12 protein-coding genes are annotated in these 16,055 nt (G+C 46.6%); 4 read left to right on the forward strand and 8 right to left on the reverse strand.

Translation table 11 applies throughout. The annotated features are described in order from the left end of the window. Positions 1 to 256: 256 nt before the first annotated feature. Positions 257 to 1,135, reverse strand: coding sequence for a LysR family transcriptional regulator (locus tag L1D44_RS03765; RefSeq protein ID WP_239888875.1), 879 nt, complete (start codon positions 1,133 to 1,135; stop codon positions 257 to 259). Positions 1,136 to 1,240: 105 nt separating this feature from the next. Here L1D44_RS03765 and L1D44_RS03770 point away from each other — a divergent pair, with 105 nt between their 5' ends. After that, complete coding sequence (locus L1D44_RS03770; protein WP_239888876.1) at positions 1,241 to 2,647, forward strand: MATE family efflux transporter; 1,407 nt, start codon at positions 1,241 to 1,243, stop codon at positions 2,645 to 2,647. Positions 2,648 to 2,789: 142 nt separating this feature from the next. Here the strand turns inward: L1D44_RS03770 and L1D44_RS03775 are convergent, their stop codons facing one another. From L1D44_RS03775 to L1D44_RS03785, 3 genes are all read right to left on the reverse strand, one after another. Further along, positions 2,790 to 3,503, reverse strand: a complete 714-nt coding sequence (locus L1D44_RS03775; RefSeq protein WP_239888877.1) for a lytic transglycosylase domain-containing protein — start codon at positions 3,501 to 3,503, stop codon at positions 2,790 to 2,792. Next, complete coding sequence (locus L1D44_RS03780) at positions 3,500 to 4,522, reverse strand: DUF3137 domain-containing protein (protein ID WP_239888878.1); 1,023 nt, start codon at positions 4,520 to 4,522, stop codon at positions 3,500 to 3,502. The genes L1D44_RS03775 and L1D44_RS03780 overlap by 4 nt, the downstream gene beginning before the upstream one ends. Positions 4,523 to 4,609: 87 nt before the next feature. Further along, entirely contained in the window at positions 4,610 to 5,179 is a 570-nt protein-coding gene (locus L1D44_RS03785; RefSeq protein ID WP_239888879.1) for a LemA family protein, read from the reverse strand. Positions 5,180 to 6,263: 1,084 nt separating this feature from the next. Between L1D44_RS03785 and L1D44_RS03790 the strand changes: the two genes are divergently transcribed. Further along, a complete protein-coding gene (locus L1D44_RS03790; RefSeq protein WP_239888880.1) occupies positions 6,264 to 7,883 on the forward strand; it encodes an AbgT family transporter in 1,620 nt (539 codons plus the stop codon). Positions 7,884 to 8,195: 312 nt separating this feature from the next. Beyond that, positions 8,196 to 8,753 carry a phosphodiesterase gene (gene yfcE, locus L1D44_RS03795; RefSeq protein ID WP_239888881.1) on the forward strand — a complete coding sequence of 186 codons (558 nt, stop codon included), beginning with the start codon at positions 8,196 to 8,198 and terminating at the stop codon, positions 8,751 to 8,753. A 468-nt stretch (positions 8,754 to 9,221) separates the two neighbouring features. Here yfcE and L1D44_RS03800 read toward each other — a convergent pair whose 3' ends face one another. The 3 genes from L1D44_RS03800 to L1D44_RS03810 all read right to left on the reverse strand — a co-directional run bounded on the left by L1D44_RS03800 (position 9,222) and on the right by L1D44_RS03810 (position 14,590). Then, on the reverse strand, positions 9,222 to 12,380 hold the full coding sequence (locus L1D44_RS03800; protein WP_239888882.1) for an efflux RND transporter permease subunit: 3,159 nt from the start codon (positions 12,378 to 12,380) through the stop codon (positions 9,222 to 9,224). Positions 12,381 to 12,389: 9 nt separating this feature from the next. After that, positions 12,390 to 13,541: an efflux RND transporter periplasmic adaptor subunit gene (locus L1D44_RS03805; protein WP_239888883.1), complete on the reverse strand. Its 1,152-nt coding sequence runs from the start codon at positions 13,539 to 13,541 to the stop codon at positions 12,390 to 12,392. A gap of 359 nt (positions 13,542 to 13,900) precedes the next feature. Beyond that, positions 13,901 to 14,590, reverse strand: coding sequence for a DNA-3-methyladenine glycosylase I (locus L1D44_RS03810; protein ID WP_239888884.1), 690 nt, complete (start codon positions 14,588 to 14,590; stop codon positions 13,901 to 13,903). Positions 14,591 to 14,784: 194 nt separating this feature from the next. Here L1D44_RS03810 and L1D44_RS03815 point away from each other — a divergent pair, with 194 nt between their 5' ends. After that, positions 14,785 to 15,432 carry a glutathione S-transferase family protein gene (locus L1D44_RS03815; RefSeq protein WP_239888885.1) on the forward strand — a complete coding sequence of 216 codons (648 nt, stop codon included), beginning with the start codon at positions 14,785 to 14,787 and terminating at the stop codon, positions 15,430 to 15,432. Here the strand turns inward: L1D44_RS03815 and L1D44_RS03820 are convergent. After that, positions 15,429 to 16,001 (reverse strand): thioesterase family protein, encoded by a 573-nt coding sequence (locus L1D44_RS03820; RefSeq protein ID WP_239888886.1) that lies wholly within the window; start codon positions 15,999 to 16,001, stop codon positions 15,429 to 15,431. The genes L1D44_RS03815 and L1D44_RS03820 overlap by 4 nt on opposite strands. Between the last annotated feature and the right edge of the window lie 54 nt (positions 16,002 to 16,055).

Consider the following 16,055-nt stretch of genomic DNA (forward strand, 5'->3'; position numbering starts at 1 on the left):
CCATGAATCGGCTTTGTCTTGCTTTTAAGCTATTAGCTTTTCCTAGCAGCCAACTTGTTGGCGTCCTCGTAGGTGCGCAGCACCGTTCTAGAAGTGAGCCTGCGAACGTCCTAGAAACGAGCTTGCGAGTGCCCTATCTTTTAGCTTTTCCTAGCAGCCAACTTGTTGGCGTCCTAGCAGTGAGCCTGCGAACGTCCTAGAATCCTAGAGCCTATAAGCGAGCCTGCGAACGCCCTAGAATCTAGAGCCTATAAGCTCACTGCAACACCGAATGCAACTCATCAAACAGCCAGTGCATCACTGGGCCGATTTGCTGGTCACGACGATTCACCACACCCATTTCAATCAATAAAGGGTTAGTAATATATTCACTAGAAAGCTCACATAAATCATCAATATACCATTCAGATTTAGCCACATGTTCAGGCACTAACGCCCAACCGACGCCCTGTAAAACCAATGCAACGATATAATAGTAACTATCGATATACCAATAGTTGGGCGATAACGCCGGTGTCTGTGATTGCCCAGTAATATCACAAATAGCCAGCTGCCGATATTGCATCAACTGCTCTAAGGTCGGCGCTTGAGTCGAGGCGAGTGGATGCGAGGGCGCTACCACTAAGCTCTGCTTAAATTGGCCAATAGACATAAAATCGAGCGAGTCCGGCAGCATAGTCGAAGAGTGAAACATAATGCCTATATCTGCACGGCTGGCATCCACCCAAGCAGCAATGTCCTCTTGTGATCCATTAATAATAGTGAGTTTCAGTAGCGGGAATTGGGTCGAGATCCGTTGAAACAGGGCTTCAAACGCGTTAACCGGTACCGCCTCATCCATCGCAACCGTTAGCGCCACCTCTTCGCCTGAGGTTACCGTCATCGCCCGCGCATTAAGGCGCTGACACTGAGCGAGTACTGACTGCGCCTCAATATACATCTCTTCACCAAGCGGGGTCAGCACTGGCAGTTTTGCACTGCGATCGAAAAGCTCGAAGCCAAGCCCCGCCTCCAAGTTACTGACTGCTGTGCTGATCCGCGACTGCGCCTTACCCATCTTTCTCGCTGCTGCCGAAAATGAGCCAAGCTTGACCGAGTTTACAAACGCGTTAAGCTCATCCAACGTCCAATTCATACTTTCAACCTGCCCACCTATATCTAAAACAGATAGAAGCTAACTTTATTCAATCTTAATAACAGAGTAACTTGCGACCTATTATTCTCCAAATTTTGCATATAAATGTTAGCCCCAAGTATCGAAAACAGCTCAAACCATACCATTAGCCGTACTTTTTGGCGTTACACTCTACCCGCAATTGCCGCCATGCTGGTTAACGGCCTGTACCAAATTGTCGATGGCATCTTTATTGGCCATTACATAGGTTTCGAAGGCTTAGCCGCCATCAATATGGCCTGGCCGGTGATCTACTTTATGGTGGGTTTTGGCATCATGGTGGGCATGGGGAGTGGCAGTTTGCTGTCGATTCAGCGGGGTAAAGGCGACACGCGTGCCGCGGCAAGCATTTTGACCAGCTGCTTGGTGCTAATGTTTGCCTTAGCGGCTATCTCAACCACGATTTTAAGCGTATTTAGCGACTTCTTTCTTGAGGCGCAAGGTGGCGCAGATGCGACCTTAGCGATGGCACAAGAATATATTGGCGTATTTACCTGGGGCACTGCAATCACGATTATTGCTTCAGCCTTGCCATTGCTTATTCGTAACGATGAGAGCCCCAATATCGCCACAGGTTTAATGGTATTGGGCGCTGTAATTAATATTGCGCTCGACTACTTGTTAATTGGCGTATTTGAATTTGGCCTACTAGGTGCATCTATCGCCACCATTAGTGCTCAGGCGGTTGTGTGTGTGCTAGGTCTTGGCTATTTTTGCTCACAACATAGCAGCATCAACTGGTCGGCAAAATTCAGCTGGTTTAACGCCTCATTTGCTCAGCAAATCGTGTTATTAGGTTCCTCAAGCCTATTTATGTACCTGTATACCAGCTTTGTGTTTGCACTGCATAACCGACTCTTTACCGAATATGGCACGCCACTCACCGTTGGGGCTTTCGCCATCGTTGGCTACCTTATGGTGCTGTATTACTTAGTTGCTGAAGGTGTGGCCGAGGGTATGCAACCCCCAGTCAGTTATTACTATGGCGCAGAACAACACGAGAACATCTACAAGATGCTTAAGCTCTCAATCAAGGTGACCTTGATTGCGGGTACCAGCTGGATTTTACTGCTCAATGCGATTCCAGAGACTATGGTGGGCTTATTCAATAACAGCGATAGTGCGCTGATTACGACGGCCATAGATGGAATACGCATGCATCTATTTGCCATGCCCTTAGACGGTTTTATCGCGCTTTCATCTGTGTATTTTATGGCGACTAACCAAGGTGTTAAGGCGCTAGTCATCGCCTGTGGCAATATGCTGATCCAGCTGCCTTTCTTGATGATTCTGCCTAAGTTTTTAGGTGTTAACGGAGTGTGGATGGCAATGCCGCTTTCTAACATCGCCCTGTGCCTTATTGTGGTACCTATGGTCTGGTTAGACGTTAAGTCGAGAAAAAAGCAGTCGAGAGCGCAGCATGATAATCAACAGACTATCGGTACAGCCAATACCGCAGCGCTCCTGAGTTAAGTATTGCGGTAGCGTTTTAGCAAGATCTGCACTCGTTCGACATAGGCTTGGGTCTCTGAGTACGGATAGAGTGTGGACTCTCTAGCATGACCCAGTGCTTTACCGTCATACTTATGCCTTGGTTTGACGTTAAGCCCAGAAGTTAAGTATTGCGGTAGCGTTTTAGCAAGATCTGCACTCGTTCGACATAGGCTTGGGTCTCTGGAAAAGGTGGCACACCATTATATTGCTCGACCCGTGAAGCTCCTGCGTTATAGGCTGCGCAGGCCAAGACTATATCGCCATTAAAACGTTTCAGTAACTGCGACAGGTAACGGCTCCCAGCTAAGATATTTTGCTCAGGGTGAAAGGCATCACTCACTCCCAGCTCGTTAGCCGTTGCAGGCATCAGCTGCATCAAGCCCTGGGCTCCCGTTTTAGACACCGCTGCCGACTTAAAAGCTGACTCGGCATGGATCACCGCCCTGATAAGAGCAGGCTCAAGTTGGTATGCACGCGCGGCATCGGCGATCTGCTGCTGATATTGAGAGGTGAATAGCGGAATAGCGTTCCAGTTGATACTGGACTGGGGCTTACAAGCGTAACAATCGAACAGCAGCACCTGATAATGCCCTTGCTGTGGCGCGGAATCGGAAAAAGCTAGCCCACCGCTGGCGGTAATGTAGTGATAAACCTTTTCGCCTTGCTTCAAGCTCACTCCAGCAGCCTGAGCCGTATTGTGCATAACATTATTGGAGACGGTTTTGCCCAGCACGCCCTTATTCGATGGTTTGGCAACAAAATGGGGCTTACTCGTCTCAGCGATTGCTGCCGCCGAGATACACAGCAAAGCTATCAGCACTCCCTGCTTCATCATAATCCGGTCTTTCGCTCTAATTGCAGTACATCAACTATAGCAAATAGCTGCTTCATCTCTTTATTGATCTGACTGAACTCGTACTCGAATGTCGCAGCCTTGAAGATGGACGCCATCTCGAAACGGTTATCCTTACTGCCGAGCATGATCAGTAACTTGTTGCGGTAGAACGCACACTGGATTTTATTGCCAAAACTCGCCGATAGCTCCTGCAGTCGCTCCATAAAGGTCACAGTTAACAGATAACGCGCCTCAATTTGATCGGTGGAGAATACATCAAACTGTTTCTCGAAGATCGGGTCTTCAAGCTTTACTCTTTCCAAGCCCTTAAATGAATCAGACAAGAAATTCACTAAACCACCACGGTTCTTTACCACCACGGTATGGCCGCGAAAATCTTTATGGCTGCTAAGCTCGATCATCACCCCTTTAAAGACGGTTACGGTATCGGTATTTTTATCACGCTTAACCTGCTTAGTTAGATGCAGTTCGTTAATGGCGATCTCTACATTTTTATAGGTTCCCTGCACATAATCATCAAAATTAGCAGCATCGTAATGGGGGAGTAACTTCGATGCCTTTAGTACGCTCAGGCTCATCTTATGTTGACGACAAAAAATGAAGTCATGACCAAAGTACTTAAAAATCAACGGATAGATTTTCTGTTTCACATCGGCTCTATAGTGCTTAACGGGATTGAAGACCCACCAAGCAAAGGGCAATGCCAACAGCACTAAGCCGATAAGATAGAAAAACATAGGATCTGCAACATCGAGGTAAGGCATAAACATAAATGCCAAGGCTGCAATACCAAGATAAATGGCGCAGCAAAGATATAAGCGCTGGCGACAGGACTTGAGACTAGCCACCCGCGCATTCTCAAACTTACTGGTTAATGGCTCAAGATGATCTTGATAATACTGCTTAAAATTTGCAATTTCACTTGGTGAAGCTGTTAACTTATTACGATTACGGATAGGCTTTATCGGCGCGCCAAATAGGAAGCTAAAGATATTCATTTTGTTGCCAGTTAACTCCAAGCAATTTAATCACCCATTGCTGCCGCAATACAAACATACTGCGGCAATCAGATAGCAAAATTTGAGTTACTTTAAATAATCGGCTGCATCAACCGGAGCTTTAGATGCCTCATCGGCTTCATAGAAAGGCATCACTTTGACGCTTGCCATAGAGGCTATGATGGAGCCGGGGAAGATCTCAACTGCAGTATTAAGCTCAGACACTGCCGAGTTGTAAAAACGACGTGCGGCAGACAGTTGAGCCTCAACTTCGTTATAGGTCTGCATCGCTTGCAGCATGGTATTGTCAGACTTCAACTCTGGGTAGTTCTCGACACTCACCATCAACTGAGACATCTTTTGATTTAGCTTTTCAGAGACTTCGAGGTGAGCTTTAACTGAGTCAGGATCAACATGATTATAGCCTTTAGCCGCTAAGCTTCTTAACTCGGTGATCTCAGTTAGCAGAGACTTCTCATGATCCATATACTTTTGTGCGATCTTGAGAATATTAGGTACTAGATTAGAGCGCTTCTTTAACTGAACGTCTATGCCCGATAGTGCCTCACGCCCAGTATTACGTTTCTTAATTAAGCTCACATACCAAAGGTAGGCAATAATCACGACTAAGCCCGACCCTAACAATATCCCTTCCATCTGTGCTTCCTATTTTTCTTTTTATTTAAACAACTTATATTTCTATCACATCAGTAGATTAGAGCTAAAAAATGACTAGGCTACTCTCTGACAACTTATACTGTTACTTATTTGAGCAACGAAATCTAGCCTCAACACCAGATAAACCAACCTATTCACAGTGTTACTTTTTAACCTCGCTAGCAAATAACTTGAAAAAAACTGCAGAGGAAACCCCAAAAAGCACTAACTTATCTAGCCTTAACGAACTAACTATTCTGAGTCGTACCAAAAAACATTATGCGTACACTATCTGTGCAATAAAAATTATTATTTCCTTAGAGAACAGGTGTTAGCAGTAAAAGCTAGAGTGTGATTTTTTAAACGCCCCTAAAATCATCTAAGGTTTTCAGCCAATAAAAACACTCAAATAATTAAAATTATTGGTACTTATGATTAACTTTAAGCTTACCCTGCCGTTTGTAGCATTTTATTTTCCACCTGATGTCATCGGTCACTGACAGCGGCCCTCCTCTGTGCGCAAGAGCGGCTCACAACTCATTCAGCTTAGATACAGTATCCCCTAGCTATAGTAATCACATCCCTTAGGAAATCGTTCAACCCAATCATCCCCTTCGGACTCATTCATTATGAGTTCTTTTTTTTTGCCTGTAATTCACAAATAGCCTTTCAGATTAAATAATTACCACCTCAATCATTTTAGCCAAACAAAGGTTAACAAGAGTTAATCTAAGTCACTTCCATCGTTCAGCTTAGATACAGCTATCCCTAGTTATAGTAATCTCAATCCCAACGGATACTGCAAATCAATCCCTTTTGGACTCATCCTACATGAGTCCTTTTTTTTGCCTAAAATTCACTACAAGATTCAACATCAGTTCTCGCCTTTTCTTCTGCAAAGCCGCATTGGCACTCGCAATGACGCTATATTAGCTAGTAAACAAAACAACTGATTTAAGGTTTAATTAATTTTTCTTATCCATCATGCCACATCGGCTTAACAATATAGTGCTCGTTAGTAGTCACGCCCGCCGCAACAACAAAACAAAAATAATAAAATAAAAAGCATATTGAGGAAGACACGATGAGCAGTAATGACGGCGATAGCTTGCCTTTATCTAACCAAACTCCATTAGATCCCAGTAACAAGCCTAGTGGCTGGTTTGTCCGCTTCCTTAACGTGGTTGAGCGTCTTGGTAACTTACTGCCTCACCCCATTACGCTGTTTGCACTATTTTGTGCGGCAGTGGTGGTTATCAGTGGTATCGCCGGTTACTTCGAATTAACCGTTGTCGACCCGCGTCCAGAGGGGGCATCTGGTCGTAGTAGCGATGGCCTTATCCACGTAGTCAGCTTGATGAACGCCGAAGGCTTACGCATGATAGTCTCCAACTTGGTGACTAACTTTACCGGCTTTACCCCATTAGGCACAGTGCTTGTTGCCTTGTTGGGTGTAGGTATTGCCGACCGTTCAGGCTTGTTATCTGCCGCGATGCGTTTACTGGTTATGGGCGCATCTAAGCGTTTAGTGACACTCACCTTAGTCTTTGCCGGTATCGTATCGAACACAGCATCAGAGCTAGGCTATGTAGTCTTAATCCCAATGGCGGCGATGATCTTCCACTCTTTAGGTCGTCATCCTCTTGCGGGTCTCGCTGCGGCATTTGCTGGTGTATCAGGCGGTTACAGCGCCAACTTATTGCTTGGCACCGTTGATCCTCTGCTTTCAGGGATCACCGAAGCAGCCGCGCAAATGATCGATCCTGACTACCTTGTAGGCCCAGAAGTAAATTGGTACTTCATGTTTGTCTCTACCTTCTTAATCACTTTCCTAGGTGCATTCGTTACTGAGAAAATTGTTGAGCCAAAACTTGGTAAATACGATGCTAGCGAAGCGGCAATCGATCTTAGTGAGCAGAAGATGGATACGGTGAGCGCCCTTGAAAAGAAGGGACTTAAAATCGCTGGCCTTGCGGTATTAGTGATGTCTGTACTACTGGCGCTAACCATTATTCCTGAAGGGGCTCCACTTAGAAACCAAGAAACCGGCCTAGTGGCAGGCTCACCATTCCTGAAAGGGATCGTCGCCTTTATCTTCATCTGTTTCGCTATTCCTGGACTGGTTTATGGCCGCGTGGTGGGTAGTATGAAACGCGATATTGATGTGATTAACGCCATGTCTAGCAGTATGAGCAGCATGGGCATGTATATCGTATTGGTATTCTTCGCCTCACAGTTTGTCGCCTTCTTTAAGTGGACCAACTTAGGCGCGGTACTGGCGGTATCTGGCGCGGACGCGCTAAACGCTGTTGGGCTAACCGGGCCGTTAGTGTTTGTGCTGTTTATTATGATGTGTGGCTTTATCAACTTGATGTTAGGTAGTGCTTCTGCCCAATGGGCGGTCACCGCACCTATCTTCGTACCTATGTTGATGCTAGTAGGTTACGCGCCAGAAACGATTCAGGCAGCTTATCGAATCGGTGACTCAGTAACTAACCTTATCACCCCAATGATGAGTTACTTTGGTCTGATCTTGGCAGTTGCCTCGCAATATAAGAAGAACCTAGGTATCGGCACCTTAGTAGCGACTATGCTGCCTTATTCAATCGTGTTCTTTATCGGTTGGACCTGCTTCTTCTTTATCTGGGTATTTGTGATTGGTTTACCGGTTGGTCCTGGCGCAGCCACCTATTACACGCCTTAAAACAAGGTTCTAGGTTCTAGGTTCTAGGAAAAGCTTAGACGAGGTCGGGCTTCGCCCTGCGAGGACGCGACTTCGTCTCTTCTAGGAAAGGCTAAGAAGAAAAAACAAAAGATAAAAAAGTGGAATGCTCAGCTTTTGAAGTGCTGTTAGCTTTTCCTCGCAGGTGCGCAGCACCGTCCTAGCAGTGAGCCTGCGAACGCCCTAGAAACGAGCTTGCGAGTGCTCTTGCTCTTATCATCTATCTTTTTAGTAGCTATATCGAGAAACAAAGCTATATTGACGATCTGTTTTATCATTCTAGGCATATAGCCCATGAAACTTTTTATCGCCTCCGATCTACATGGTTCTCTATCAGCCACTCAAGCCATGCTGAGCCGCTTTGAGCAATCTGGTGCTCATTACCTGATTCTGCTCGGAGATCTACTTAATCACGGTCCACGTAACGCCATTCCTGAGGGATACGACCCTGCGGCCTTGGCCGAGACACTGAATGCCTATGCCGATAAGATTATTGCTGTACGTGGCAACTGCGACAGTGAAGTCGACCAGATGCTGCTGCAATTCCCTATTACTGCGACCTACGCCCAGGTATTGATGCCGCAAATGCGCCTATTCCTGACCCATGGCCATGTTTATGGTCCTGATAAGCTACCACCGCTGCAAGCGGGTGATGCTTTACTCTATGGACACACCCATATTCCCGTCGCTGAATATCGCGACGAAGTATTACTGTTCAACCCTGGCTCAACCACTATCCCCCGTAATGACTGCCGCGCTTCATATGGCTTAATCACCGCAACTGAGTGTCAGGTACGTGCTATCGATAACGATGAGCTATTGCTAAGCTGCCCAATTCATCACAAGTTGTAAAGAAAGCTAAGACGAGGACGGGCTTCGCCCTGCGAGGCGTGACTGCGTCACTTCGAGAGCGCGACCTTGTCGCTTCGAGGAAAGGCTAAAAAGATAGGTGCTAGGCCCTAGGAAAAGCCAAGATTTAAAAGAGACAAGCAACACATTCAGGCTTCATTAATCGGCTTTAGTCTTTGCTTTTAAGCTATTAGCTTTTCCCGGCAGCCAACTCTGTTGGCGTCCTAGCAGGTGCGCAGCACCGTCCTAGCAGTGAGCCAGCGAACGTCCTAGAAACGAGCTTGCGAGTGCTCTGTCTTTTAGCTTTTCCTAGCAGCCAACTCTGTTGGCGCCCTCGCAGGTGCGCAGCACCGTCCTAGCAGTGAGCTTGCGAACGTCCTAGAACCTAGCTCCTAGAACCTATCTTTTAACAACAAAAAGCCCAGCATCTGCTGGGCTTTTTAGTGTTTCGCGAGCTAAATAACGCTTAGGTTACTTGTTCGCTTTCGCCGCTTTAGCTTCCGCCTTAGCTGCTTTCGCTGCATCTCGCTCGCGTTTACTGAACATACGCTCAACAATCACGAAGAAGATTGGGATAAAGAAGATCCCCATAAAGGTCGAGCTCATCATACCACCAAGTACCGCAGTACCGATGGCGTTCTGGCTACCCGAACCAACACCGCTACTAATTGCTAACGGAACAACACCCAGACCAAATGCTAGCGACGTCATTAAGATTGGACGTAGACGTACTCGAACCGCGTGAAGTGTCGCTTCAACAAGACCCGCCCCTTTCTCATAGAACTCTTTGGCAAATTCCACAATCAAGATAGCGTTCTTAGTCGCTAGACCCACAGTGGTCAACAGACCTACCTGGAAGAATACGTCGTTAGGCAAGCCACGACCATTCATCGCAATCAAGGCACCAATAATACCTAGAGGCACAACCAAGATAACTGCAAATGGTACTGACCAGCTCTCATACAGCGCCGCGAGTACAAGGAAGACCACCACAATAGACAGTGCGTATAGCATTGGAGCTTGGTTACCCGACAGACGCTCTTCATAAGAAAGACCGTTCCACTCAATACCAAACCCTGGCGGCAACTTCTTCACCATGGCTTCGATATCATCCATCGCAGCACCAGTACTGTAACCTTGTACCGTACCGCCTTGAATGTTCATCGCAGGTAAACCGCCAAAACGCTCTAGCCGTGGTGAACCATATTCCCAAGTACCCGATGCAAAGGCAGAGAAAGGCACCATTTCACCCTTAGAGTTACGCACATACCAAGAGTCCAGATCCTCTGGCTGCATACGATATTCGGCTTCACCTTGAACGTATACTTTCTTAATACGGCCACGGTCGATAAAGTCGTTAACGTAGCTACCACCCCAGGCTGTACCCAATACGTTATTAACCGCATTGATATCAATACCCAGAGCACGTAACTTAGCGTGATCGATATGCACTTGATAAAGCGGAGCATCTTCCTGACCATTTGGACGCACGCCCACTAGGTTTGGATTCTGCGCTGCCATACCTAGCAACATATTACGCGCTTCAAGCAGCTTATCATGGCCTTGGCCATTCTTATCTTGAAGATAGAAATCGAAACCGTTAGCCGTGCCCAGCTCGATTACCGCTGGCGGTACAAAGGCAAACACAAAGGCTTGTTTCATCTGCGAGAACATACCCATGGCACGGTTGGCAACCGACTGCACGTCTTGACCTGGGTTACTACGCTCAGACCAATCTTTAAGACCAACGAACGCGATACCCATGTTTTGACCCATACCCGCGAAGCTGAAACCCGACACGCTAAATACCGATCTAACGTTGTCGCCTTCTTCGTTAAGGTAGAAATCAGATACTTGCTCAAGGACTTTCTTGGTTTCTTCTTGAGTCGAGTTAACAGGCAAAATAGCCTGAGTAAACAAGATCCCTTGGTCTTCGTCCGGCAAGAATGCGGTTGGCATACGCATGAAGACCCAACCCACGGCAACTGTGATAGCTAAATACACCATCATAGTACGACCAGTACGCTTGATCATCGAAGCAACGTTCGCTTCATAACGAGAAGTCAGTGCGTCAAACTTGCGGTTAAACCAACCGAAGAAGCCTGTTTTAGCGTGGCTTTCACCCTTAGCAATCGGCTTAAGCATGGTGGCACACAGTGCTGGTGTCAGGATGATCGCAACCATCACTGATAGCGCCATGGCCGATACAATCGTAATTGAGAACTGGCGGTAAATAACACCTGTCGAACCAGACATAAATGCCATAGGCACGAACACTGCAGACAGCGTCAGACCAATACCCACTAGTGCGCCGGTGATCTGATCCATCGACTTCTTAGTGGCTTCTATCGGGCTAAGCCCCTCCTCCTGCATCACACGTTCAACGTTCTCCACCACAACAATCGCGTCATCAACCAGAAGACCAATTGCCAATACCATGGCGAACATGGTCAAGGTGTTAATCGAGAAGCCGGCCGCAGCTAGCACCGCGAAGGTACCAAGCAATACCACTGGTACCGCAATGGTCGGAATTAGCGTTGCACGGAAGTTCTGCAAGAACAGATACATGATCAAGAATACCAAGACCACGGCTTCAAGCAGAGTATGTACAACACCTTCAATCGACTTCTCAACGAATGGAGTGGTGTCATAGGGATAAACCACTTCCATCCCTTGAGGGAAGAATGGTCTCATCTCATCAATCTTTGCACGCACACCTTCGGCCGTAGCCAATGCGTTAGCACCCGTTGCTAGCTGAATACCGATACCAGCAGCAGGCTTACCGTTGTAGAAAGACTCTACCGAATAACTTTCGGCGCCAAGCTCTACACGCGCCACATCTTCTAGGAACACTTTCGCGCCTGATGTGTCAGCTTTAATGATGATCTTCTTGAACTGTTCTGCGGTTTGTAGTCGGCTCTGAGCCGATACAGTGGCGTTAAGCTCTTGGCCTGCAAGTGATGGCGCACCACCTAATTGACCCGCAGAAACCTGAGCATTCTGCTCTCTTATCGAAGCAATAATATCTTGGCTAGTCAGGCTATATTGCGTCAGCTTTAATGGATCTAACCATATACGCATCGCATATTGCGCACCAAATAGCTCGATGGTACCCACACCTGGAACACGACTTAGTGGATCCTGAATGTTAGAGCCCACATAATCGGCGATATCATTTTTACCTAGCGAGCCATCTTCAGATACAAATGCGGCAACCATCAAGAAGCCTGCGCTAGATTTACTTACGTTAACGCCTTGCGCCTGAACTTCTTGCGGTAGCAGTGGCATTGCAAGCTGTAGCTTGTTCTGCACCTGTACCTGAGCGATATCAGGATCGGCCTCGGCATTGAAGGTTAGGGTAATTTGCGCATTACCAAAGCTATCACTGGTCGATGAAATGTAACGCAGGTGGTCAAGACCTGTCATTCGCTGCTCAATAACCTGAGTTACCGAGTCTTCCATCGTCTTAGCCGATGCTCCAGGATAAACAGCACTGATCACCACAGATGGAGGTGCAATACTCGGGTACTGAGATACCGGAAGGCCCACAATCGAGAGCACACCTGCCAGCATCACAATAATAGCGATCACCCACGCAAAAATAGGGCGATCGATAAAGAAACGTGCCATAACTCTGCCCTATTTCTGTTGTGTTTCAGGTTTCTTATCAGCGGCCAAAGGCCCCGCTTTAACTGGGGCACCTGGACGAATTTTCTGCAAGCCTTCAACGATTAGCTGATCACCAGCTTTAAGGCCGCTAGTAATACGCCATTGATTATCAATCACTTCGGCAGTTGTTACGATTCGTGCAGCAACCTTGCCATCTTCAATAACCATAGCAACCGCTTGTCCCTTGGTGTTGCGGGTAATCGCTCTTTGAGGCACTAAAATCGCTTTAGGATCGGTACCCACTGTCAGTACAGTGCGCACAAACATGCCTGGCAGTAACAGGCCTTCAGGATTTGGGAACTCAGCGCGTAGTACCACAGCACCGGTGTTTTCATCAACGGTGACTTCAGCGAACTGCAACTTACCCTTATGACTATAAGCCGTGCCATCTTCTAAGAATAAGGCTACCGGAGCGGTATCATCATGCAACAATTGACCGCTGGCGATATGCTGTTTCAGGCGCAGCATTTGAGTGCTCGACTGTACGATATCGATGTTAATCGGATCTAGCTGAGAGATATTAGCTAATGCCTGTGCCTGACCAGCACCGACTAGGGCACCCGCTGTGACATTTGACTTACCAATACGGCCTGAAATTGGCGCTTCAACTTTAGTGTAGGCAAGGTTGATTTCAGCAGTGTTAATCGCCGCTTTAGCGACAGCAACACTGGCTTTAGCTTCTAGGTAGTTAGCCTCTGCGGTATCGAAATCTTGCTGACTAATTGATTTGCTTTTAATCAACGAACTGAAACGCTCAGCCGTTGCTTTAGTCGACTTCTCAGCAGCCTGTGCGCGCTCTAGCTCAGCCTTAGCACTAACCAGTGCAGCTTCATACTGCGATGCATCGATTTGATACAGAGACTGGCCTTTTTGTACTTCACCACCCTCATTAAAACTACGAGCTAGCACAATACCACTAACCTGCGGACGAACTTCGGCCTCCAAATAAGCTTTACTACGGCCCGGTAATTCAACCATTATTGATTGAGGCTTAGCTGCAACAGTAATGACTCCCACTTCCATAGGTCCACGCTGCTGAGGCCCCTGTTCAGGTTTTTGCTCACAGCCACTTATCCATAACGCCACACTTAAAACAGAGGCAATTTTCACTATTTGCCGCATGAGAACTCCTAATAAAAGCCATCTACTCGGTAATCTATTTTGAAAGCAGAAAGTGCCGTCAAACCCACCTTTGGAAGCATAATTTTTTGTCGAAAATTTAACGCACCTTTATCTCACAATGTCCATTAGTCAACAAGGAAAACTCCCAGTTTAAATTGTAAGATAATGAAAATTTTTGCATAAAATCAGCTGCATATGTTTAACAATTGTTAATAAATGAATGTATAAGCACAGCTTGTTAATTCAGCGTTCATTCAAGTGTAGCGAGTCGCTAATGCATTAACATTAACCAAGTATTATCGCTAATTTAAAAGGATTTTATGTCAACTGACTCGCCCTAAAAAACTACTGCTGAGAGTTTATACTCGATTGTCACCCACACTACAGGCCAACACTCTACTGATATCTGCGAGGCTACGCCCCGATTCCTGTTGCCAGTGGTTAAATACACTCTGTACCTGTTGCAAACCCGCCTTAGAACTAAAGCCATAATCAACAAGGCCGTGCCCCTTCAAATAACCTTGCACATCAGTGGTTAACAGAAAGGTGTCTTTGCCCATGGAGCGTAAAAAGTAAGGGCCGGTATTACCACCGAGTCGGCAACCTTTACGTTTAAGCACAGACCAGAGCCCAGTGATGTCTTCACTCGGCCAGTCAGCAATGAACTTAGCAAAACTGCCGTGTTTAGCCGCAAGATCGTTAACCATATGGGCATTGTCATAGATCGCCATGGTCTTTTTCAGGTGACGAATAAGCTTAGGATCACTAGCACGATCCTGTAACTGTTCCGGCGACAGCATCAGCACTTTAAACGGCTCAAAGCCAAAGAAGGCTTTCTCATACTCAGGCCACTTGGCCTCAACAATTCGCCAGACAAAGCCGCTTTGAAACACTTTCTTGCTGATCTCAGATAAAAGCTGTGCATCGCTATATTGCATCAACTCTTTATTCGTCAGTCCTGTCGGTAATAGACTTTCGAGACTGGCATCCCCACCTTTTCGCTGCGATGCTCTGGCATAGATAGCAGCAAACTTTTCAATCTGACTCATACTCGCTCTCGTGATTAAAAATTAAACCCTAAGCAATTAAGCTTCATCTTATATGACTAACCGTTTGAAGTAACATCTCTTTAATTATTAATGCCAGAATCCAGTCCATTGAACCTCTTGTGTACAACATTGAGAGTCCTACTGTTTACGACTAGAGTTAATAGTAACCCTTATATAACGAACCCACATCGGCTATGGATCTGTATTACCATCCACTGGCACGCCAGTCACAAAAAACACTGATTGCCCTCTATGAGAAACAGGCAAGCTTCAGCCCACATATCATAGATCTCAGCGATGCCTTTAGCAGACGCAGTTTTCAACAACTTAATGCTGCGTCCAAGTTGCCACTATTACACGTTCGAGCAAAAGAGTTTTTTAACGATGCCAGCATTATTATCGAATATATAGATAACTATATCAGCTCCGGCACCCAGCTTATCCCAATAGACAAGACTCAAGCCTTATATGTCAGGCTTTATGATAGATTAAGCGACAATCAACTAGATAAAGAAATTGAAGCCTGGCAGGAGGCGATTAGCACTAGCTGTAACCAGATCCACATCAAGCGATTAGAGAGGGCGATGCTAGCCAGCTTGGCACTCTTTGATCAGCGCCTAGCCAGTAACCACTGGGTTTGTGGCGAAAGCTTTTCCCTCGCCGACTGCGCATTCATCCCCTGCTTAAAAACCCTAGAGAGCCGATTGCAACTGTTAGATTACGAACACATAGGTCGCTACTGGATCCAGGCTAAATTACGCGGTTCAGTGAGCCAAGTATTCGAAGAAATGGAGCTCACTAAAGCCACATTGGGCCAAAGTGAGCAACTTATGCATACTTAGCTCGCCGCTCTAAACTCCATCGGCTCGCCCACAGAACTTGGAAGGTTGCACTCCTTCTTAAGCAGTAAAAAGCTCTTCCATTTAATCACCTCTGGCGGCAATTGCGGGGCGGGATCATTAAAACCGACTTCAGCGAGCATGGTCTCGATAGCAACCTGTTTACCTTTGCAGACAAACACTCCACGAACATGGGCGATGCAGTGCAGGCCGCGCTCACTGACGAAGCGCTGTTCAATGTAAAAATACTTTTCATCCCAGCCCACCAACTTAGTTTCTATCTCAAACTTGGCGAACGGCTTAATATCGCGGATATAGGTAAATTCAGCAGCATTCACTATAGGCATCCAGCCCAACTTTAAGAACCGCTTCAAGAAGCCCATCTCGGCCATCATATAGGTACGAGCGAGATCCATAAACGCAGGGTAACGGGAATTAGTCAGGTGAAAGTTGATGTCACAATCTGTCGGCAGTGCACGATATGCCAAGCGGCTAGTGTCTAAGAAGCCGATCTTGTTGCAGTGGCGATTACGCCAGAGAAATAACCAAATAAGCCTAAAATAGAGATTCATTGATGACTCAGCTTGCATCCTAATAAATATAAAGCGCAAGGCTAGCAGAGGTCA

Origin of the sequence: Shewanella sp. Isolate13, from assembly GCF_022398325.1 — a bacterium.
Classification (GTDB): domain Bacteria; phylum Pseudomonadota; class Gammaproteobacteria; order Enterobacterales; family Shewanellaceae; genus Shewanella.

What these genes read in the sequence shown, in the direction of transcription:
- L1D44_RS03765 (WP_239888875.1), bottom strand. Translation starts at nt 1,135, where the DNA reads ATGAATTGGACGTTGGATGAGCTTAACGCGTTTGTAAACTCGGTCAAG.
- L1D44_RS03770 (WP_239888876.1), top strand. Translation starts at nt 1,241, where the DNA reads ATGTTAGCCCCAAGTATCGAAAACAGCTCAAACCATACCATTAGCCGT.
- L1D44_RS03775 (WP_239888877.1), bottom strand. Translation starts at nt 3,503, where the DNA reads ATGATGAAGCAGGGAGTGCTGATAGCTTTGCTGTGTATCTCGGCGGCA.
- L1D44_RS03780 (WP_239888878.1), bottom strand. Translation starts at nt 4,522, where the DNA reads ATGAATATCTTTAGCTTCCTATTTGGCGCGCCGATAAAGCCTATCCGT.
- L1D44_RS03785 (WP_239888879.1), bottom strand. Translation starts at nt 5,179, where the DNA reads ATGGAAGGGATATTGTTAGGGTCGGGCTTAGTCGTGATTATTGCCTAC.
- L1D44_RS03790 (WP_239888880.1), top strand. Translation starts at nt 6,264, where the DNA reads ATGAGCAGTAATGACGGCGATAGCTTGCCTTTATCTAACCAAACTCCA.
- yfcE (WP_239888881.1), top strand. Translation starts at nt 8,196, where the DNA reads ATGAAACTTTTTATCGCCTCCGATCTACATGGTTCTCTATCAGCCACT.
- L1D44_RS03800 (WP_239888882.1), bottom strand. Translation starts at nt 12,380, where the DNA reads ATGGCACGTTTCTTTATCGATCGCCCTATTTTTGCGTGGGTGATCGCT.
- L1D44_RS03805 (WP_239888883.1), bottom strand. Translation starts at nt 13,541, where the DNA reads ATGCGGCAAATAGTGAAAATTGCCTCTGTTTTAAGTGTGGCGTTATGG.
- L1D44_RS03810 (WP_239888884.1), bottom strand. Translation starts at nt 14,590, where the DNA reads ATGAGTCAGATTGAAAAGTTTGCTGCTATCTATGCCAGAGCATCGCAG.
- L1D44_RS03815 (WP_239888885.1), top strand. Translation starts at nt 14,785, where the DNA reads ATGGATCTGTATTACCATCCACTGGCACGCCAGTCACAAAAAACACTG.
- L1D44_RS03820 (WP_239888886.1), bottom strand. Translation starts at nt 16,001, where the DNA reads ATGAATCTCTATTTTAGGCTTATTTGGTTATTTCTCTGGCGTAATCGC.